The 18,246-nt window shown below is 47.8% G+C and carries 19 protein-coding genes, 1 pseudogene and 1 riboswitch; of the genes and pseudogenes, 8 read left to right on the forward strand and 12 right to left on the reverse strand.

Annotation, left to right across the window (positions count from 1 at the left end):
• Window positions 1–3: 3 nt before the first annotated feature.
• The 4 genes and pseudogenes from argJ to ABK447_RS14955 form a co-directional block, all read right to left on the reverse strand.
• The gene (argJ, locus tag ABK447_RS14940; RefSeq protein ID WP_015239557.1) at window positions 4–1,221 is read right to left on the reverse strand and encodes a bifunctional ornithine acetyltransferase/N-acetylglutamate synthase; all 1,218 of its coding nucleotides are present in this window, start codon (window positions 1,219–1,221) and stop codon (window positions 4–6) included.
• Between the two features lie 22 nt (window positions 1,222–1,243).
• A complete protein-coding gene (argC, locus tag ABK447_RS14945; protein WP_094031640.1) occupies window positions 1,244–2,281 on the reverse strand; it encodes an N-acetyl-gamma-glutamyl-phosphate reductase in 1,038 nt (345 codons plus the stop codon).
• A gap of 176 nt (window positions 2,282–2,457) precedes the next feature.
• Window positions 2,458–2,988 (reverse strand): annotated as a pseudogene (locus tag ABK447_RS14950) (MFS transporter); the annotation flags it as partial.
• A complete protein-coding gene (locus ABK447_RS14955; protein WP_007409138.1) occupies window positions 2,985–4,421 on the reverse strand; it encodes an FAD-binding oxidoreductase in 1,437 nt (478 codons plus the stop codon). The pseudogene ABK447_RS14950 and the gene ABK447_RS14955, both read right to left, overlap by 4 nt.
• A 321-nt stretch (window positions 4,422–4,742) precedes the next feature.
• Between ABK447_RS14955 and fosM the strand changes: the two genes are divergently transcribed.
• Window positions 4,743–5,186, forward strand: a complete 444-nt coding sequence (gene fosM / locus ABK447_RS14960; RefSeq protein ID WP_007409139.1) for a FosM family fosfomycin resistance protein — start codon at window positions 4,743–4,745, stop codon at window positions 5,184–5,186.
• Between the two features lie 131 nt (window positions 5,187–5,317).
• Here fosM and ABK447_RS14965 read toward each other — a convergent pair whose 3' ends face one another.
• Window positions 5,318–5,626, reverse strand: coding sequence for a metal-sulfur cluster assembly factor (locus ABK447_RS14965; protein ID WP_003155088.1), 309 nt, complete (start codon window positions 5,624–5,626; stop codon window positions 5,318–5,320).
• Window positions 5,627–5,688: 62 nt separating this feature from the next.
• Window positions 5,689–6,456 (reverse strand): prolyl oligopeptidase family serine peptidase, encoded by a 768-nt coding sequence (locus ABK447_RS14970; protein WP_007409140.1) that lies wholly within the window; start codon window positions 6,454–6,456, stop codon window positions 5,689–5,691.
• A 120-nt stretch (window positions 6,457–6,576) separates the two neighbouring features.
• Here ABK447_RS14970 and ABK447_RS14975 point away from each other — a divergent pair, with 120 nt between their 5' ends.
• The 3 genes from ABK447_RS14975 to ABK447_RS14985 all read left to right on the forward strand — a co-directional run bounded on the left by ABK447_RS14975 (window position 6,577) and on the right by ABK447_RS14985 (window position 7,821).
• Window positions 6,577–7,389: a Cof-type HAD-IIB family hydrolase gene (locus ABK447_RS14975; RefSeq protein ID WP_007409141.1), complete on the forward strand. Its 813-nt coding sequence runs from the start codon at window positions 6,577–6,579 to the stop codon at window positions 7,387–7,389.
• 85 nt (window positions 7,390–7,474) lie between these two features.
• Complete coding sequence (locus tag ABK447_RS14980) at window positions 7,475–7,624, forward strand: hypothetical protein (RefSeq protein ID WP_003155094.1); 150 nt, start codon at window positions 7,475–7,477, stop codon at window positions 7,622–7,624.
• Window positions 7,624–7,821 carry a DUF3813 domain-containing protein gene (locus ABK447_RS14985; RefSeq protein ID WP_003155097.1) on the forward strand — a complete coding sequence of 66 codons (198 nt, stop codon included), beginning with the start codon at window positions 7,624–7,626 and terminating at the stop codon, window positions 7,819–7,821. The genes ABK447_RS14980 and ABK447_RS14985 overlap by 1 nt, the downstream gene beginning before the upstream one ends.
• A 36-nt stretch (window positions 7,822–7,857) precedes the next feature.
• On the opposite strand, the gene ABK447_RS14990 is transcribed toward ABK447_RS14985, so the two are convergent.
• The gene (locus tag ABK447_RS14990) at window positions 7,858–8,319 is read right to left on the reverse strand and encodes a BsuPI-related putative proteinase inhibitor (protein WP_007409142.1); all 462 of its coding nucleotides are present in this window, start codon (window positions 8,317–8,319) and stop codon (window positions 7,858–7,860) included.
• Between the two features lie 14 nt (window positions 8,320–8,333).
• Window positions 8,334–9,176 carry a YitT family protein gene (locus ABK447_RS14995; protein ID WP_007409143.1) on the reverse strand — a complete coding sequence of 281 codons (843 nt, stop codon included), beginning with the start codon at window positions 9,174–9,176 and terminating at the stop codon, window positions 8,334–8,336.
• A 125-nt stretch (window positions 9,177–9,301) separates the two neighbouring features.
• Here ABK447_RS14995 and ABK447_RS15000 point away from each other — a divergent pair, with 125 nt between their 5' ends.
• On the forward strand, window positions 9,302–10,153 hold the full coding sequence (locus ABK447_RS15000; protein WP_032871166.1) for a DegV family protein: 852 nt from the start codon (window positions 9,302–9,304) through the stop codon (window positions 10,151–10,153).
• Window positions 10,154–10,201: 48 nt separating this feature from the next.
• Window positions 10,202–10,324, forward strand: coding sequence for a hypothetical protein (locus ABK447_RS15005; RefSeq protein ID WP_003155105.1), 123 nt, complete (start codon window positions 10,202–10,204; stop codon window positions 10,322–10,324).
• A gap of 48 nt (window positions 10,325–10,372) precedes the next feature.
• Here the strand turns inward: ABK447_RS15005 and ABK447_RS15010 are convergent, their stop codons facing one another.
• The 4 genes from ABK447_RS15010 to ABK447_RS15025 all read right to left on the reverse strand — a co-directional run bounded on the left by ABK447_RS15010 (window position 10,373) and on the right by ABK447_RS15025 (window position 15,444).
• Window positions 10,373–11,623: a cytochrome P450 gene (locus ABK447_RS15010; RefSeq protein WP_072588974.1), complete on the reverse strand. Its 1,251-nt coding sequence runs from the start codon at window positions 11,621–11,623 to the stop codon at window positions 10,373–10,375.
• Between the two features lie 130 nt (window positions 11,624–11,753).
• A complete protein-coding gene (locus ABK447_RS15015; RefSeq protein ID WP_094031639.1) occupies window positions 11,754–13,403 on the reverse strand; it encodes a methyl-accepting chemotaxis protein in 1,650 nt (549 codons plus the stop codon).
• On the reverse strand, window positions 13,400–14,377 hold the full coding sequence (locus ABK447_RS15020; protein WP_349909091.1) for a BMP family ABC transporter substrate-binding protein: 978 nt from the start codon (window positions 14,375–14,377) through the stop codon (window positions 13,400–13,402). The genes ABK447_RS15015 and ABK447_RS15020 overlap by 4 nt, the downstream gene beginning before the upstream one ends.
• Window positions 14,378–14,547: 170 nt before the next feature.
• The gene (locus ABK447_RS15025) at window positions 14,548–15,444 is read right to left on the reverse strand and encodes a S1 RNA-binding domain-containing protein (RefSeq protein ID WP_172615145.1); all 897 of its coding nucleotides are present in this window, start codon (window positions 15,442–15,444) and stop codon (window positions 14,548–14,550) included.
• Between the two features lie 99 nt (window positions 15,445–15,543).
• Between ABK447_RS15025 and ABK447_RS15030 the strand changes: the two genes are divergently transcribed.
• Both ABK447_RS15030 and ABK447_RS15035 read left to right on the forward strand, forming a co-directional pair.
• Window positions 15,544–16,035 carry a YajQ family cyclic di-GMP-binding protein gene (locus tag ABK447_RS15030; protein ID WP_012117263.1) on the forward strand — a complete coding sequence of 164 codons (492 nt, stop codon included), beginning with the start codon at window positions 15,544–15,546 and terminating at the stop codon, window positions 16,033–16,035.
• A gap of 100 nt (window positions 16,036–16,135) precedes the next feature.
• Window positions 16,136–16,257, forward strand: a riboswitch (SAM riboswitch).
• An 89-nt stretch (window positions 16,258–16,346) separates the two neighbouring features.
• A complete protein-coding gene (locus tag ABK447_RS15035; protein ID WP_094031637.1) occupies window positions 16,347–18,188 on the forward strand; it encodes a bifunctional homocysteine S-methyltransferase/methylenetetrahydrofolate reductase in 1,842 nt (613 codons plus the stop codon).
• Window positions 18,189–18,246 lie beyond the last annotated feature (58 nt).

Here is an 18,246-nt window from a genome sequence, read left to right on the forward strand (position 1 = left end):
TTGTTATGTGCGATAGCTCGCATTGATTTTAATATAATCATAGGTTAAGTCACAGCCCCATGCCCGGCCGCTGCCGGAGCCTTCCTGCAGGCGGACTGCAATCGTAATCTCATCACCTGATAAGTACTCCTTGGCATCAGTTTCCGAAAACGGCTGAGGTTCGTTGTGTTTAAACAGACACTGGCCGCCGAGGAAAACTTCCACTTGTTCGGCCGTTACGCTTGCCGCACTGTGCCCGATTGCGCCGATGATGCGCCCCCAGTTGGCGTCTGTGCCGTAAACGGCGGTCTTCACAAGGCTTGAGCCGACGATTTTTTTGGCGATAATATTCGCCTCAAGGTTGTTTTTCGCGCCTTCGACTCTGGCTTCAATTAATTTCGTCGCTCCTTCACCGTCTCTGGCTATATCTTTGGCAAGGTCTTCGCATACAAGCTTTAATCCCTTTTTAAAAGCCGGCCAGTCAGGGTGCTGATCCGTCAGGCAATCATTCCCCGCGCAGCCGTTTGCCATCACAAGCACCATGTCATTCGTCGATGTTTCTCCGTCAACGGTGATTTGGTTAAATGAAACATCCGTAATCTCTCTAAGCGCGTTTTTGAGCGCCTGTTCTTCCACGGCCGCGTCCGTTGTGACAAAGCCGAGCATTGTCGCCATGTTGGGGTGGATCATGCCGGAGCCTTTCGCCGCTCCGCCGATCGTGATGATGTCTCCGCCGATCACCAGTTCATAACACGTCTGTTTCGTCACTGTATCCGTCGTCAAAATGGCTTCTTCAAATGCTCCGGACACGGACGGCGCTTGACCGAGCTGTTCAATGCCCGCTTGAATTTTTTTCATGTCTAAAAGCTCGCCGATCACCCCGGTTGACGAAACCGCAACAAGCTCCGGCTCAATGCCGAGCTGGCTCGCGAAGCCGTCCCGCATTTCATAGGCGTCCTTTAATCCTTGGTCTCCCGTACAGGCGTTGGCAATCGCGCTGTTGACGATAACCGCCTGAAGCACACCCTCTTTTTTCAGGCTGGCTTGCGTCACTTTCAGCGGCGCTGCCTGAAAATGGCTCTGCGTATATACCGCTGCACTGACTGCAGGCGCTTCGCTGATAATTGCTCCAAGATCTTTTTTTGAATAGCGCAGACCGCAATGCACGCCCTTTGCCTCAAACCCTTTCGGCGAGGATACGCCGCCTTTTATTTTCGTGATTTCCTCACTCAGCTGAATCATATTTTTGAATCCCTCTTTCGTTCTATGGATAGACTGGCGTCATCGTAAGTCCCGTTTCTTCCTGCCAGCCATTCATGATATTTAAATTTTGAACCGCCTGCCCTGCGGCGCCTTTCATCAGATTATCTATGACAGAAACGATGGTGGCACGGTTTGTTCTTTCATCCACGGTGACACTGATATCACAAAAATTGCTGCCGTATACCTCTTTCGTCGCCGGAAATTCACCTTCCGGCCTGATTCTGACAAAATATGAATCTTTGTAGAATTCGGAATACAATTCTCTTACCTGTGCAGCAGACATACCCGGAGGAGCCTCCGTATACATCGTCGCCATAATGCCCCTTGTCATCGGCGCCAAATGAGCGGAAAACGTGATCGGGCCTGTGCCGGGCTGCCAAGCCGCTAATTGCTGTTCAATTTCCGGAGTATGCTGATGCTCATTAACCTTATAAATTTTGAAATTATCATTCAGCTCAGAATAATGAGTGCCCATGGATGCTTTTCGGCCGGCGCCGGATACGCCCGTTTTCGCATCAACAATCAGAAATGAATCTTGTAAAAGCTTATTCTTCGCCAGCGGGGCGAGCCCGAGCAGCACAGCCGTCGGAAAACATCCCGGATTGGCAATCAGCTTTGCAGTCTGAATCTCTTCTTTTTGCAGTTCAGCTAAACCGTAAACCGCGCTTTGAATCGTTCCTTCCGGAGCGGCCTTCCGCTTATACCACTTTTCATACACGGCCGGGTTTTGAATGCGCAGATCGCCGGATAGATCAATGACCGGGATGCCCGCCTCCGCCAGCTTGGGCGACCACTCTCCGGAAACGCCGGGCGGCGCGGCTATGAACATGACATCAATTTCGTTTCGGATCGTTTCTATATGAAGCGGCCGAAGTGATTGTGACGCTATATTCCTCAAATGCGGATATGAAGCGGCATATTCTTTTCCTTCGTCGCTCGATGAATATAATATACAATCTTCCGCATAAGGGTGATGGTTAAGAATCCTGACAAGTTCGGCGCCTCCATAACCAGTCGCGCCTATAATACCTATTTTCAACGGGTTCACCTTCTTGGTTTTTGTGAAATTATTTAACATTATAACATGAATAAAAATTAATTCAATTGTATATTTAATATTTTTTCATTCATTTTCCATCTGTTTTCGCTGACAAAAAACCCCCTCTCGATCGAGGGGGGGCATAAGAAAAACAGGCTGATCGGATCAGCCTGTTTTTTCAGCATCATCAGCCCGCTTATAAAAAACAGCACGGAGCTGGCGTAAAAAATAATATAAACCGTAAAGAAATCAGCGAGAAACCCGCCGAGAATAATGGCGGCAGCTGAAAATACGGCCGTCCAGAAATGATAGCTGCCGACTTTTTTTCCCCGCTCCCCGCCGTCGGTGTAATCGGCGATCATGATTTTCTCGCCGTGTTTTTGCATCGCGCCGAACAGGCCCAAAAGCACCTGCACAACATAAACCTGGTGCACGCCGGTAATGTGCGGGAGCGTCAGAAGAAGCACCGCCATCCCCCACGAATTTGCCATAAGGAACCAGCGGGAATCCAGTCTTGCCGACAGCCGGCCGAGCAGCGGATGAATCAATGCGCCGCTCAGACCGAACAAGCCGTATGAGAGACCGAATTGCGTGTAGCTGGAACCGATGTTTTTAATAAATAAAATATAAAACGGAAAGATCAGGCTGCCGGCAAAAAAGACACTGCTCTGTGACAGGATCAGCCATTTTAAATGGTTGTGTTTCATGATTTGTACCTCTGATAAAAATAATTCATAAACAAGTCATCCGGATCATATTTGTGTTTTTTCTGAAAGAACATATCGCTTTTCGGATATGCCTCGCGCATCTGCTCTTTCGTTTGATACAGCATATACGGGAGATAATAACTGCCGCGGTGGCGCAATGCCGTATCCGTCATTTTTCTGACAATCCGCGCAGCACTTGCCTGGCTGTCTGTTGAAAACCCTTCATTGATTAAAAGAACGAGTGAAAACATGTCTTCCTTTGCGTATGACAGATCGGCTTTTTCATTTTTTTGCACGTAGCGGATCGTAATATTTACGAGATTGAGATCTTCATGTGACAGCGTCTTGCGTAAATCATGAATGTACGGCGCAAATTCGCCGACTGGCACGAAGTATTCTTGCAGCACATCGGTGTTGTCCGTGTTTTCATATTCCAAAAATTTCGATTCTGACCGCATGACATTGTTCCTGGAGACTTTCACGCCGTTTTGGCTGAGAAAATAAGACTGCTGGGTTGACCAGAACCAATTTCTGCCCCAGTCATACCGGCGGGAGAGGCCGAGCGCGAATTTCGTCAGCGCCGGATGCTCATCTTCTTTCAGTTCATTGTGCCGCTTTAATTCTTTCTGGTTGTCTGAGAGTGTGTAATCAGTCACATACATATCGTGCAAAAAGCCTTTATCCCCTGTTGCGATCCGCGCGAGATGCATGCGCACGGCGGGGTTGCGCCGAACATGCTGCGTAAAATATTGACTGTATGTATCAGCGTTCATGCGTTTCGTTTTCATTTCATAAAGCTCATCATCCGTCAGCTCAATATCCGCGTCAAGGATGACGCCGAACAGGCCGTAGCCGCCGATGACGGCTGAAAACAGGTCATCTTTCGGAGTAACGGTGATGACTTTGCCGTCCGCCTTTAAAAGATGAAACGATTTGACCGTATCAATCAGCGAACCGTACCGGATATCCCGGCCGTGGGCGTTGGCGCTCAGTGAGCCGCCGATCGTAAAAATGTTTTGCGATTGCATGACTTTTACCGCGAGCCCGTACGGATTGACATAGCGCTGAATATCATTCCACGTCGCTCCCGCCTGCACCCTGATGATTTTTTTCTTTCGGTCGAGACCGAGTATTTTGTTGTAGCCCGTCATGTCGAGAACGATACCGTCTTCATAATACGTCTGGCCGCCCATTGAGTGCTGGGCGCCTGCGATTGAGATCTTCAGATGCTTTCTCTTTGCTTCCTTAATGGTTTCGACCAATGTTTCTTTCTCTTTTCCTTTGACCGTCTGCTTAATTTTCACGGGCATGAGACGGCTGACATCCGTCATTGTCCCTGCCTGCTGCACCGGCTCTTTGTGAAAAGCGGAAACAGCGAACAGCGCCGTATAAACAAGAATGCTAAGGATAATGAGAAGTAATTTTTTCTTCATGGATTCCTCCCTCGCATGCAGCCGGTCTATTATATCATGCCTCACGTCCGTTTTTTTCCTTTTTAACCCGATACCGCAAAAAACCCCGAATGGTGGGAAACTCGGGTTTTTTTAGTGACTTGCCCTTCTTTCCGAACGCCGGTCTGCAGCGGCAAAGCAGACAGAACGGCGCCCGACAGAATCATGTTTAGTACAGCTCGAAACGGTCAGCCGGAAAACACCGGGCATAAAAATCCACAGAAATCCTTAAAATGATTTTTTAGTCAGTATATAATCGATATATATGCAGATGTATTACCAGAGGGATTGTTTCAAACAAACATGTTAAATGAGGTGGGGAAAATAAACATAAAAGGAATCAATCATCTTCTTTTTTCTGTTTCAAATTTGGAAAAATCTATAGAATTTTATGAAAAAGTATTTCATGCACAGCTCCTGGTTAAAGGACAAAAGACAGCATATTTTGATCTGAACGGGCTTTGGCTTGCACTTAACTTAGAGGCGGATATACCAAGAAATGAAATACATAAATCTTATACGCATATGGCCTTTACAATTGACCCAAAAGATTTTGATGCAATACATCAAAGGTTAAAAAATCTAAATGTAAATATATTAAATGGGCGTCCTAGGGATAAGCAAGATCAAAAGTCAATTTATTTTACTGATCCCGATGGACATAAATTTGAATTCCACACAGGTACACTCCAAGACAGACTGTCCTATTACAAAAAAGATAAACCTCATATGAAATTTTATATTTAAAGGTTTGTTTGCGATCCAAAACAAACCCTCACTGTCGCTTATCCGCGTTGATTTTTTCCTTGTAAATGCAGACAAAAGAAAAGCACCTCCAAACTTTAGGATGTACCTAAAATCCGAGGTGCATTTTCTTATTACTGAATCCCTAATGCGATTTTTGCGTAGCGTGACATTTTGTCTCTTGTCCAAGGCGGATTCCAGACGATGTGGACCTCCGTCTCTTTTACATCCGGAATGTCGGCGAGCGCTTTTTTCACCTCGTCGACGATGATCGGAGCGAGCGGGCACCCCATTGATGTCAGTGTCATCGTAACGTGCGTGAGGCCGTCGTCATCCATATCAACGTCGTATACAAGGCCGAGATTGACGATATCGACGCCGAGCTCAGGGTCAACAACCTGCTCCAAGGCGCCCATGATGTTTTCTTTTAATGCTTCTTCCACGTTCCATCACTCCTTTTTCCTCAGTATAACGTAAAAGCGGCTTTTGTTAACACCTTTGTGCTTTATAAATGCTTATCGAACCAGGCGACGGTTTCTAAAACGGCGTATCTCGGGACTTTATGATCAGCCCGTTCGTCTTTCAGAAACTGAAGATGGTCGGGCCGGCTGCTGTAATGAGGTTTAATCGTTTCATAAAAGCCGCGGGTCGGTGCATACGGAACGACTTTGTCTTGAACGCCGTGCCAGAACAGCAGCGGGCGGCTGCGGAGTTTTTCCGGTTCCAGACTGAGATCGAACGGTTTGAGCCGCGCAAACAGTTCATCGACCTGTTCTTTTGTGACGTCAATGTCGATGTCCTGCTTTTGAATGTGGTCAATCTGCTGCTGAAAAAATGCCGTATAGTTCGGGCTTCCCATCAGACTGACGCCGGCTTTGACCCAATCATACGCGGCCATCGCGCCGAATGTCGTAATTCCGCCCATTGACGTGCCCGCAAGACCGATCCGCCCGTCTTCAATCAGACCGCGCGCTTCAAAATCCTTTTTCAGCACGTCAAGCTCCTCGATTTCATTTAATACAATGTCCCAAAAATGGACGGCGAGCTCTTCTGCTGACAGCTGTTCAGCGCGTTCACCGTGGTAAAGAGCTTCCGGCAGCACGGCCCTGAAGCCCTTTTCAGCAAGCAGGTAAGCGAAATGAAGATTATGCTCCTTCGCGCTTGTAAAACCGTGAATAAAGAAAACAAGGGGAGCGGGACGGTCCCGATTTTCTTCTTTTACAATATGTAAAAACGGAATGCCTGATACGGTTTGATGATCAATAAGAATCACGTTGACTCCCTCCTTAGGATAACCATAATCATAAGTGTAACATGTAGACAATAAAGATGGTAAAAAGCTACACTGTACATAAGTGAAAAACAGCAAATTATATGACAAAAGGAGTTATTTATGGAGACAAAACCTTATCTCATCGCCTTAGATCTGGATGGAACTTTATTAAAAGACGATAAAACCATTTCCCCTGAAACGGCACGGACGATTCAGAAGCTGAAAGAAGCGGGCCATCATGTCTGCATCTCAACCGGGCGCCCTTTCCGTTCCAGTTCGATGTATTATGACGAGCTTGGGCTGACAACGCCGATTGTCAATTTTAACGGGGCATTTGTCCACCACCCGAAAGACGAATCATGGGGACGCTACCACACGTCTTTATCGGTCGATGTGGTCAGACAGCTTGCCGAACTTACAGAGACCTATCAAATACATAATGTGCTCGCTGAGGTCATTGATGATGTGTACTTCCATTATCATGATGAGCATTTAATTGAGGCGTTTCATATGAATACGGCGAATGTCACATTCGGCGATCTGCGTGAAACGGTCAAGGAGGATGTAACGTCCGTATTGATTCATGCAAAGGAAGAGGACGTCGCGGATATACGCGCACATTTATCCGATGTGCACGCCGAGGTCATTGACCACAGAAGATGGGCGGCTCCGTGGCATGTGATTGAAATCATTAAACACGGGATGAATAAAGCGGTCGGCCTGAAGAAAATCAGCGACTATTACCAAGTGCCGAGAGAACGGATCATCGCGTTCGGCGACGAAGACAACGATCTTGAAATGCTCCGGTTTGCCGGGTGCGGCGTAGCGATGGGAAACGGCACGGATGAAGTCAAACAGGCCGCCGACCGCGTCACGGGATCAAATGAAGCGGACGGAATCGCCGAATTTTTAAAATCCTATTTCTCCCTGTGAGGTTTTGCCGCTCATAACACAAAGCCTTCCGCCCATACTAAAACAGACGACTCATCTCGTCTAAATATGGAAGGGGGACATTGCAATGGGTAAACGAAACAAATCAAAACGGTTTATTCAGCAAGGCAAGGACTCTGTCAGTCTTCATGACGCAAGATTTCCATATCGGTCTACATTAGAGGAAGCACAGCATGATGCAGCAAAAGATTCGGCTGAAAGGCAGGTTGACTTTTAATGAGAAACGAACTGTTTTCTCAAGCCAAGTCATTTGTCCAGCAGGCCGTCATGATTGCTAACGGTTTCGAGGACGGCGATCAGGAAAAAGCTGTCTCACGCGCCAAAAACGCCGTGTCTTCCGCGTACGCCAATTCGACGGATGCAGAACGTCAGCAGCTGCACCAATTTCAGGATCAGCTGGAGAAATTGCAATAAAAAAAGGCGCCCCGTTTAGACGAGGGCGCCGCTTTTTTATTTCACTTCAAATGTTTTTACCGTTTTCAGTCTTTTTCCGATCTGATCGGACTTCCCTAAAAACGTCACCGTCACCGTGTATGTTCCCGGACCGGGCACGTTCTTCCACACATCTGAAAAGTCATACGTTTCATTCGGCATTAAGGTCACAGTCTGAAACGCCTGAGTAAACATTTTGTCTTTTGAATAGCGGTACAGTTCTTTGTGATGTTGGTCATGTACGGTCAATTCGAATTTCTGCCCTGAGCTGAATGTGAAATCGATCGGGCTGCCGCTCTTGTTTTTTAAAGACATTTGAAATTCGATCTGCTGATCCGTCTGCACAGGGTTTACGGCTAATTCCGCTTGCTGTTCATTCATCTCTCCGGATACCTCCTCAGCGGGCTCCTTCTGCCCGGATTGACTGCTGCATCCGATCAATAAAATGACCGGTAATAACAGGCCAAACAGCCACTTCATTCTATCCGCTCCTATCAGTCTTTTCTGAAGAAACCAAAGATCCCCGTCGTTTGCACGATGTTTGTGAAGGCTTTCGGGTCGACTTCTTTCACGATTTTCTCAAGGTCATACAATTCGTACCGCGTGATGACGATGATCATCATTTCTTTCTGTTCGTTTGTGTAAGCGCCTTTTGCCGGCACCGTCGTAATGCCGCGGACCATTTTCCCGTAAATCGCTTCTTTGATTTCATCGGCTTTTTTTGTAACGATCATGGCGGTCAGTTTCATGTGGCGGGTGTGAATGGCGTCAATCACCCTTGTTGTGACATACAGAGCGACAAGGGTATATAATGCTTTCTCCCATCCTTGCAATAATCCTGCCGTCAAAATGATAATCCCGTTCAAAATGAAGAAATATGTGCCGACCGGCTTATCCTTCCATTTGGCCAGCACCATCGACACGATATCAAGACCGCCTGTCGAAGCGCCGAATTTCAGCGTTAAACCGATGCCGATCGCTGAGATGACTCCTCCGAATACGGTATTCAGAAGAATATCGTGCGACAGTCTCATTTCCGGGAGAATTCCCATAAAGACGGACGTCAGCGCTACGCTTAAAATGCTGTATACAGTGAATGATCTGCCGACTTTCAGCCACCCTAACACACCGATGGGAATGTTTAAGAGGAACATGAGAACTCCTGTCGAAATATAAAAGGGGGCGTATTGATCAACGACGCTTGACAGCAGCTGGGCGACACCGGTAAAACCGCTGGCATATACATTCGCCGGTATCAGGAATAAATTCAGTCCCGCCGCATACAGAAACGCGCCGATGACGACGATTGCTAATTTTTTTGCTTGTTCTAGTACCATGGCTTGCTCCTCCGCTCATTTTCATTATTAGCTTTTCCCTTAAAATAAAGTTTTGAACACTATTTTGCCACATTTATATGATATAGTTGGCATCACTCTCACCAATCGGAAAGAAGGGAATTATGATGACAGTTCACCTTATTGCTGACAGCGCCTCTGACCTGCCGAATTCTTATATTGAAGAAAACCGGATCGGGTTCATTCCGCTGCACGTAACACTTGACGGAAACGAATATGAGGACACGGTCACCATTCAGGCGGATCATATATTTCAAGCGATGCGGGACGGGAAAGTTCCGAAAACATCCCAGGCATCACCGGATACGATAAAAAAAGTATTTTTACAATACGCGGAACTCGGAGAACCGGCGATATACATCGCCTTTTCCTCAGGTCTTTCCGGCACCTATCAGACGGCCGTAATGATCGCCAATGAAGTAAAAGAGGAATTTCCCGATTTTGATTTACGGATTGTAGATTCCAAATGCGCTTCATTGGGCTGCGGCCTTGCGGTGATGCACGCGCAAACACTCTGTGTTAACGGGAATACAATACAAGAAATCGAAACGTCTGTAAAGAGCTTTTGCGCACGGATGAAACATATATTTACGGTCGATGATGTCGCTTATCTCGCGCGGGGCGGCAGAATTTCAAAAACGTCCGCTTTTGTCGGGGGGCTTTTGAACATCAAACCGATTCTGCATGTGGATGACGGCAGGCTCGTGCCGCTCGAAAAATTACGCGGACAAAAGAAACTGTTTAAACGGATTATAGACATGATGAAGGAAGAAGGCGGCGATTGGGCGGATCAAACCGTGGGGATCAGCTATGCAGATAACGAGGAGACGGCGCTTCGGATGAAGGAAATGATTGAAGAAGCGTTCCATCCGAAAGAGATCATTCTTCATTCAATCGGCTCTGCGATCGGCGCGCACTCCGGGCCGGGCACGCTCGCGATTTTTTTCCTGAAGCCATAATTTCAATGCGGGCGGGCATCCTAACGGACAGAAGGGAGGCTTTGCCGCATGAAAGATGATGATAAAAAACCGTTGGACAATAACGCCGTAAATCAGAAAAAGAACCGGCTTGCCGAAAAAAACCGGCAGGCGGGAAAAAACCAGAATTCCAAAAAACCGGACCATCTGTAAAAGCAAAACAGCCCTCTTGTGTATGAAGATAGAGGGCTGTTTTTTGTTCTATATGCGTCTAACATCACTTATCACGAATCCGCTTTCAGGCAATGCCGGCATTCTGGACAGGCTGAAGCTCAAATCTTGGGACGGAACATCGTACTCTATTTCATTGGCAAGAAACGCAAGGGAAGTTTTCATGACTTCCACGGTCATTCCCTCACCCGGACAGCGGTGGCCATTAGCCGGATCACCTCCGCCCTGGGGAATGAAATCAAATTTATTTTCCTCCCGCCCCTGAAAACGTTCCGGGCGAAATTCATTGGGATTTTCCCAAAGCCGGGAATCATGGTTTGTCCCATATAGGTCAAGCATGACGGATGCACCCTTTTTAAACTCACAGTTCTTCCATACGAAATCTTTTTTCACAACGGCTCCTAAAAACGGGGCAAACGGGTAATACCGCCGAACTTCATGTGCAAATCTTTCAGCCTCCTGATCATCTCTCGATCTCAGTTTGCCCCGATATTCAGGGTAATCATGCAATGCAAGAGCTGAAAACGTAATGAAGTAAGAAATGGCAGCAATCGGGCGCAGAACATTAATAAGCTCAACAGCAGCCATGTGAGAATCAAGTCTGTTCCCGTCAAGTTCTGTATGAAAAGCCATTTCATACAAGGCTGAGCACTCCGGCGTTTGCAGCTTGCCGGACCGCACATCCTCAATGACCTCCTCTATCCATTTCTCCGTTTTCAGCCTCGCCCTTCTGCCTTTCCAATGACGCGGTCCGACAGCGCCGAATGCGTCTACCATATCGGTGAAATCCTCCGCCCGCTCTTTCACCTCTGAGTCTTTCAGCGGGACGCCGGCCCACTCACAGGCAGCCCGGCACAGCACTTTCTTCGCTTCATCAAAAAGGACAATTCGGTTTGAACCCTCCCACATTTCCGCAGATGCTTTCCACTGTTTTGCCACCGCTTCCGCAAGCCGTTTTTGCCGGGGCGGCGTCATCAGCGACATAAATAGAAGCTTCCTGTGCTTATGCCGTTCACCGTCCATTGCCTGGATTGCCCCTGTTCCGAATAACGTTTTCTGCACCCGTTTGGGGAGGGCATGCTCCCGCTGAAATCGTTCTGTGTCATAAAAAAGCTTTGCGGCTTCCGCTCCGCTCATACAAATGAATGTCTTCCCTAATAAACGGGCGCGAAACACATCCGAGCGATAAGTCTCCGCTCGGTTTTTCACAAATACATAACCATCGCGTAATAAAGCCAGACTATTATCAAGACCCTTTTCATGCGGAATTTGTTCATCCATCCCGATTCCTCCCTTCTTTTTTCACCTTTCTCGAAAAAGAATAAATAACACAAGTATATTCAGTATTTGTGTTTCATTCAGAAGTTACTCATGTCAGGCTGCAAAAATCAGGGGGCGGGGCATAAGCCCGTTACAAAGTAAACCGGCGGACCTGATCGTTTAACCGCTCTGTCAGGCTCACCAGATTATTGACGCTTTCCGCCATTTTATGAAAAGAAGACAGCTGCTCAAGCGCGGAGGCAGAAATCTCTTCGCTTCCCGCAGCCGTTTCCTGAACGACGGCGCTGATGCTTTCGGCATGATGCAGCACTTGCTCACCAAGCTGTTTCGATTCGATGATCCGTCCGTCCAATTGAGTAAGCTCGGCTTTAATATGGGCGGCTTTTTGTTCAATATGGACGAATGATTCTGACGTTTTCTCCATCAGCTCCTGCTGTCTGTCCGCTAAAGCGACGCCGGTCGTGACAGCTCCGGTAATAGATGTGATGCCGTCTTCAATTTGCTTTACCATATCGAAAATCTGCGCGGTCGCTTTGGCTGATCCGTCTGCGAGCTTCCGTATCTCCTCGGCAACGACGGCAAATCCTTTTCCGGCCTCGCCTGCTCTGGCCGCCTCGATTGCGGCGTTTAATGACAGCAGATTGGTCTGGCCCGCAATGTCAGAAACGGTCTGCGCCATCATACTGATGCCTGCCGCATGCTCTATGAAGAGATCGGCGGCTTCGGAAATCTCTTTTGATGTCTCATTGCTTTTATCAATGGCTTGCTTGGTCTCGGCTAAAGCACCGCGCCCCGCAGCCACCGCCGCAATCGTCTCTTCGCTGCTTCTCGTCGTTTGTTTTGAACGTTCGGCGTTCGCCTTTGAATGTTCATCCATTTGTTCAATGAATTGCACCGCATGCTGCAGATCTTCTGAAATGGTTTGGGAGCCTTGCGCCATTTCTTCCGTCGACACGGACACCTGCTCGGTCATGTCCTTCAGCGTCTGGTTTTCCTTCGTCAAACCTTCCGCGAAAGTCTCGACTTCACGGCCGACCTCTCCGATCGCCTGAATTAAGGTGCGGAGCTGTTCAGCCATCATTCCGAATGAGTCATTCAGCTCTTTCAGTTCGTCCTTCCCTTTATAATCAAGCATTTCAACAGCAAGGTTCCCTCCTGCAATACGACGGGCATTTTCAGCCATGCGGCGGATCGGCCCTGCAATTCTCTTCGTCAGCCTGATGGAAGATATGACGGTGACGGCAAGTATCACGATGGTCAGCACGGCTGCGCTGTAAACGATAAACTGAATCTGGTCAGCCGTCTGCTTCTGCATGTCTTCATAGTGATCCCGGCTTTTCAGATTCAGCATATAAATATCATTCAGAAGACCGTTGATGCGGGCCGCCGTCCTTGTCGCTTCAGCCGGGCTTTTCGAATCAAGAGCAGCGTCCGCCTCCGCCTGCCATGATTCGTATTTTTTGGCGAGTTTGTCATAAGCGGCTTTGTCCGCATCGTCCGTCATCGTTTTTTTGAGCGCCGCCAGTTTGTCTGAACTGCTTTTCATATAGCTTCGCACATCTTCTTTCTGGGCGTCTGCGAGCGTATTGGAATAGCCGGTGATGCTTTCTTTTAACGTATTAAGGTCAGCTTTTGCTTCCTGGACGTTTAACAGCGCGTCCACTTCATCTTCATTTGAAGCCTGAATCTTCATCATGTTTACGATGGTAAAGCCGATGACGGCGGCGAAGCAAATCATCGTAACGGCTGCGTTAACGAGCAGCCTTGTCCGTAATGTCACTTCAGATCGCCTCCTTTTTCAATCAGGCTGTTTTTCATATCCGTGATCTTTTTCGCCAGCCCGCCTGCGTTTTTGACAACTCTGATCTTAGCTAAGTCCATGCCGTTTTCCTTCAGTCCGTAAACGATCTCACCGCTTTTGATCTCCTTGTTGTCTGTTAAATCTTTCGCCAATTCATAGATGACATGGTCGACGTTTTTCACTAAAGAAGAGATAACCGCGTGCTCGGCGGTGTAATATTGATCGCTGTCAACACCGATGGCGTATACTTTTTGCGCCTCCGCTTCTTTCAGTGCGCCGACACCCGTGAAGCCGGCCGCCGTAAACAGGACATCGGCTTTTTTTCGGATCATGTTTTGGGCGATGCTCTTCCCGAGCTTATCATCATCAAACGTACCGCTGATGTCCGACAGCACGCGGATATTCGGTTTGACTGATTCCGCGCCTTTCAGATAGCCTTTTTTAAACCGTTTAATGACGTCGGCATCTGAACCGCCGATAAATCCGATCGTGCCGGTTTTGCTCGTCATGGCCGCCAGCGCTCCGGCTAAGAAGCTTCCTTCATCCTCTTTAAACGTGACGGAGGTGACATTACCCAGGTCTGATACGGAATCAATCAGCACAAACCGCTGCTTCGGATATTTTTTGGCGACCTTTTCTAAATCCGCCTGCATGCTGTAACCGAGCCCCACCACAAGATCATTGCCTTCACGGACAAGCTGGGTCAGTCCTTTTTCGTATGTACCGGTGTCTTTTATCTCCCGGTAATCAAATGTGATGCCGAGCTCGTCTCTCGCTTTCATCAAACCTTGAAAGCCTGAATCATTAAATGATTGGTCGCCGAGGCCGTTGTCTGTCAGCATGATGCCGATTGTTTTCGTTTTTTCGGCCGCCGTTTCCTCAGATTTGCCGGCACATCCCGCCGTGCTGAGCGCAATCAGCAGTACAGCCGCAAATATCGCCATTTTTCTCATTGAAACTCTCCTTTTGTTTTTTTCTATAGTTATATATCGGTTCGGATGTCAGAATATTTTATTTCAATAAAATATGTATGTTCGGCAGGATGTTAAACAAATGAGGGTATAGGAGCTTTTGAGAAAATAAAAAACATCGGTTTTGGTTCACCGATGTTTTTGCAGAAAATTTATTGTTTTTCGTATGTCCAGCCGTCTTCCTGATAGACCTTGCCGTTTTTCATCAGATGCCCGAGCGCCCGCTTAAAGGCGGCTTTGCTTAAATGAAACCGTTCGCGGATATCGTCAGGATGGCTTTTGTCTCCGTAAGGCATCGCGCCGTTTCTTGATCTCAGATAGGTCAGAATCTCTTCCGCGTCAACCGAAAGCGCATCCTGCTTTCTCGGCAGCAGTGACATGTTGACGGAGCCGTCTTCCTTCACCTCGATGACACGCCCTGTCACGCGGCTGCCGAGTCTCGGCTCTTCTTTTCTTTCTGAAGGGTGAATAAACGCGCGGATGCCTTCATCGGTAATCAGAAAAGAGCCTGATGCAATCAGTCTGTACACCGTGCCCGTCAGGTCTTTATTCATGACGTCTTCCCCTGCATCCGTAAATAATTCACTGATGATATCTTCAGGCGCCGGCTTGGCAAACATGCGCCCGCGGCTTGTCACCTTCAGCATGCAATACAGTCTGTCTCCTTTTTGCGGCCAGACGGATTTGTACGGAGGCAGGTGCTCCGTTGCGACGAGCGCGTCTTTTGACAGACCGACGTCGACGAATACGCCCATATCTTCCACAGCGTCCGTCACTTCCACCCATCCGTAGTCATAAAAGCTGATGAGCGGCTTTTTCATCGTCGCCGCGAGTCTTTCCTGATGATCGACGTAAATAAATACGTCCACTTCATCTCTGTCTTCGATATCCTCTGTGATTTCACTGTTATGTAAAAGAACCGTATCCTCGCCGTCGGTTAAAAAATAACCGAAATCGGTTTGGTGATCTATACTAAGCGTGAGCTGCTGCCCTGGTCTCATGTTATCGTCCTTCCTGATTCGCCCGTATGAGGCTGATGTTTTTCTCATTTTTTCCAATATGCATAAATTCATGCTTTATGCTGTTGGACATTTCTCTTTATTCTACTATAATCAACTCATAAGTGAAATGTTATAGGAGGTTTTCTCATGGCAAAAGAAAGTTCTTTTGATATTGTATCCAAAGTTGAATTTCCAGAAGTGCAGAATGCGATTCAGATGACGCTGAAAGAAATCGGCACGCGCTATGACTTTAAAGGATCGAAAAGCGATGTAACTTTAGAAAAGGAAGAGCTTGTCCTGATTTCTGATGACGAGTTTAAACTGAATCAGCTCAAAGATGTGCTGAGCGGCAAGCTGATCAAACGGGACGTGCCGACGAAAAACATTGAATACGGCAAAATCGAAAATGCATCGGGAGGCACGGTGCGCCAGCGCGCGAAGCTTGTACAGGGCATTGATAAAGACAACGCCAAAAAAATCAACGCGGTGATTAAAAACTCCGGCTTGAAGGTCAAGTCGCAGATTCAGGACGACCAAGTGCGCGTCACCGGAAAAAATAAAGATGATCTGCAGCAGATTATTGCAGCCGTCCGCGGAGCAGACCTGCCGATTGACGTTCAATTTATTAATTTTAGATAAATTATGTGATTCCTATTGATTATTGTCTCTATTTTCGGTAAATTTGGAGAAAGGGATTTTCACAGTTAAGTTTTGGAAACCCATGACAATTACATGAACGTTCTTATCAAGAGAAGCCGAGGGACTGGCCCGACGACGCTTCAGCAACCGGTGTAGTGGTTTACCCAAACCATGACCAAGGTGCTAAATCCAGCAAGCTAAAAACAGCTTGGAAGATAAGAAGAGAGACAAATGATTACAAAGTCTTCTTCTTAAGAAGACTTTTTTTATTTCTCTTTTTTCCTTGCTGAATGTGACGAAGGAGGCAAACAATGGGACTATTACAAGACTTAAAAGAACGGATTTTAATCGGAGACGGCGCGATGGGCACTCTCCTCTATTCCTACGGCATTGACAGATGTTTTGAGGAACTGAACGTATCAAAGCCCGAAGAAATCAAGCGGATACATAAGGCTTACGTGGAAGCCGGGGCAGACATCATCCAGACAAATACGTACGGCGCGAATTTTATTAAGCTCTCAAGATACGGACTTGAGGATGAAACGAAAAAAATCAATCAGGAGGCGGTCAGAATCGCGCGCGCTTCCTCAGACGGCGCTTATGTATTGGGAACGATGGGCGGCATCCGCACCTTTAACAAAAACGCCTACAGCCTGGAGGAGATTAAACGCAGCTTTCGGGAGCAGCTTTATTTATTGCTGCACGAAGAGCCGGACGGTCTGCTTCTGGAAACATACTATGATTTAGAAGAGGCGCGTGAAGTGCTGAAGATCGCGAGAAAAGAAACGGAACTTCCGATTATGCTGAACGTATCCATGCACGAACAGGGCGTGCTGCAGGACGGAACGCCGCTTCGGGAAGCCCTCAGGTCCATTGCCGATCTCGGCGCTGACATAACGGGAATCAATTGCCGGCTCGGCCCGTACCACATGATTGAAGCGCTCACCGAAGTGCCGATTTTCCGTGACGCTTATTTATCGGTCTATCCGAACAGCAGCCTTCCGTCTTTAGAAGAAGGCCGGCTTGTTTATGATACGGACGATGCCTATTTCCGGGAGAGCGCCGTACAGTTCCGCACTCAGGGCGCGCGCATTATCGGCGGCTGCTGCGGTACGACGCCAAACCATATCAGAGCCATGGCTGAAGCGGTTCGCGGCCTTTCCCCCGTCACTGAGAAAGAAGTGAAAATCAGACGGGAAGAAGAAGTCATCTCAGTCAGCAACGAACGGACCGAGCCGGGTTTAAACGAAATCGCCGCTCAGAAACGGTCAATTATCGTAGAGCTTGATCCGCCGAAAAAATTGAATTTTGACAAATTTCTGCAAGCGGCGGCTGAATTAAAAGAAACCGGCATAGAAGCGCTGACGCTCGCCGACAATTCATTGGCGACACCGCGGATCAGCAATGCCGCCTGCGGTTCATTGCTGAAAGAGCGCCTTGATATCCGTTCTCTCGTCCACATTACATGCAGAGACCGCAATATAATAGGCCTCCAGTCACATTTAATGGGGCTGGATACGCTCGGGCTCACCGACATTTTAGCCATCACAGGTGATCCTTCAAAAATCGGCGACTTTCCGGGGGCTACCTCCGTCTATGATTTAACGTCCTTTGACTTGATCAGGCTGATTAAACAATTCAACGAGGGCATTTCTTTATCAGGGAAACCGCTCGGCAAGAAAACGAACTTTTCCGTAGCCGGAGCATTTAATCCGAATGTCCGCCACCTTGATAAAGCAGTAAAACGGCTGCAGAAAAAAATCGAGTGCGGAGCTGACTACTTCGTGTCCCAGCCTGTCTACTCGGAGCAGCAGCTCATTGACATTCATCATGAAACGAAGCATCTCAAAACACCGGTGTATATCGGTATCATGCCGTTAACGAGCAGCCGCAACGCAGAGTTCATCCATCATGAAATCCCGGGCATTAAGCTGTCAGACAGCATCCGCGAAAAAATGGCGCTCGCCGGCGAAGACAAGCGGAAGCAGAAAGCCGAAGGCCTCGCCATCGCCAAGTCGCTTCTCGACACGGCGTGCGAACTGTTTAACGGAATTTATTTAATCACCCCGTTTCTCCGTTCTGATTTGACGTCAGAGCTTGCAGCTTATATTAAGCAAAAGGATGAAAAGCGGGCTGATGTATATTTGCATTGACGCGGAAGAGGCCGCCTGATATGACAGGTGGCTTTTTCATGGTACGATACAGAAAAAG

This window comes from Bacillus sp. hwrm1 (assembly GCF_040207805.1).
GTDB lineage: Bacteria > Bacillota > Bacilli > Bacillales > Bacillaceae > Bacillus > Bacillus velezensis.

Bases quoted from the DNA above. Each gene is read 5' to 3' on its own strand.
- argJ (WP_015239557.1), bottom strand. From the start codon at position 1,221: ATGATTCAGCTGAGTGAGGAAATCACGAAAATAAAAGGCGGCGTATCC.
- ABK447_RS14955 (WP_007409138.1), bottom strand. From the start codon at position 4,421: ATGAAGAAAAAATTACTTCTCATTATCCTTAGCATTCTTGTTTATACG.
- fosM (WP_007409139.1), top strand. From the start codon at position 4,743: ATGTTAAATGAGGTGGGGAAAATAAACATAAAAGGAATCAATCATCTT.
- ABK447_RS14975 (WP_007409141.1), top strand. From the start codon at position 6,577: ATGGAGACAAAACCTTATCTCATCGCCTTAGATCTGGATGGAACTTTA.
- ABK447_RS14980 (WP_003155094.1), top strand. From the start codon at position 7,475: ATGGGTAAACGAAACAAATCAAAACGGTTTATTCAGCAAGGCAAGGAC.
- ABK447_RS14985 (WP_003155097.1), top strand. From the start codon at position 7,624: ATGAGAAACGAACTGTTTTCTCAAGCCAAGTCATTTGTCCAGCAGGCC.
- ABK447_RS14990 (WP_007409142.1), bottom strand. From the start codon at position 8,319: ATGAAGTGGCTGTTTGGCCTGTTATTACCGGTCATTTTATTGATCGGA.
- ABK447_RS14995 (WP_007409143.1), bottom strand. From the start codon at position 9,176: ATGGTACTAGAACAAGCAAAAAAATTAGCAATCGTCGTCATCGGCGCG.
- ABK447_RS15000 (WP_032871166.1), top strand. From the start codon at position 9,302: ATGACAGTTCACCTTATTGCTGACAGCGCCTCTGACCTGCCGAATTCT.
- ABK447_RS15005 (WP_003155105.1), top strand. From the start codon at position 10,202: ATGAAAGATGATGATAAAAAACCGTTGGACAATAACGCCGTAAATCAG.
- ABK447_RS15010 (WP_072588974.1), bottom strand. From the start codon at position 11,623: ATGGATGAACAAATTCCGCATGAAAAGGGTCTTGATAATAGTCTGGCT.
- ABK447_RS15020 (WP_349909091.1), bottom strand. From the start codon at position 14,377: ATGAGAAAAATGGCGATATTTGCGGCTGTACTGCTGATTGCGCTCAGC.
- ABK447_RS15025 (WP_172615145.1), bottom strand. From the start codon at position 15,444: ATGAGAAAAACATCAGCCTCATACGGGCGAATCAGGAAGGACGATAAC.
- ABK447_RS15030 (WP_012117263.1), top strand. From the start codon at position 15,544: ATGGCAAAAGAAAGTTCTTTTGATATTGTATCCAAAGTTGAATTTCCA.
- ABK447_RS15035 (WP_094031637.1), top strand. From the start codon at position 16,347: ATGGGACTATTACAAGACTTAAAAGAACGGATTTTAATCGGAGACGGC.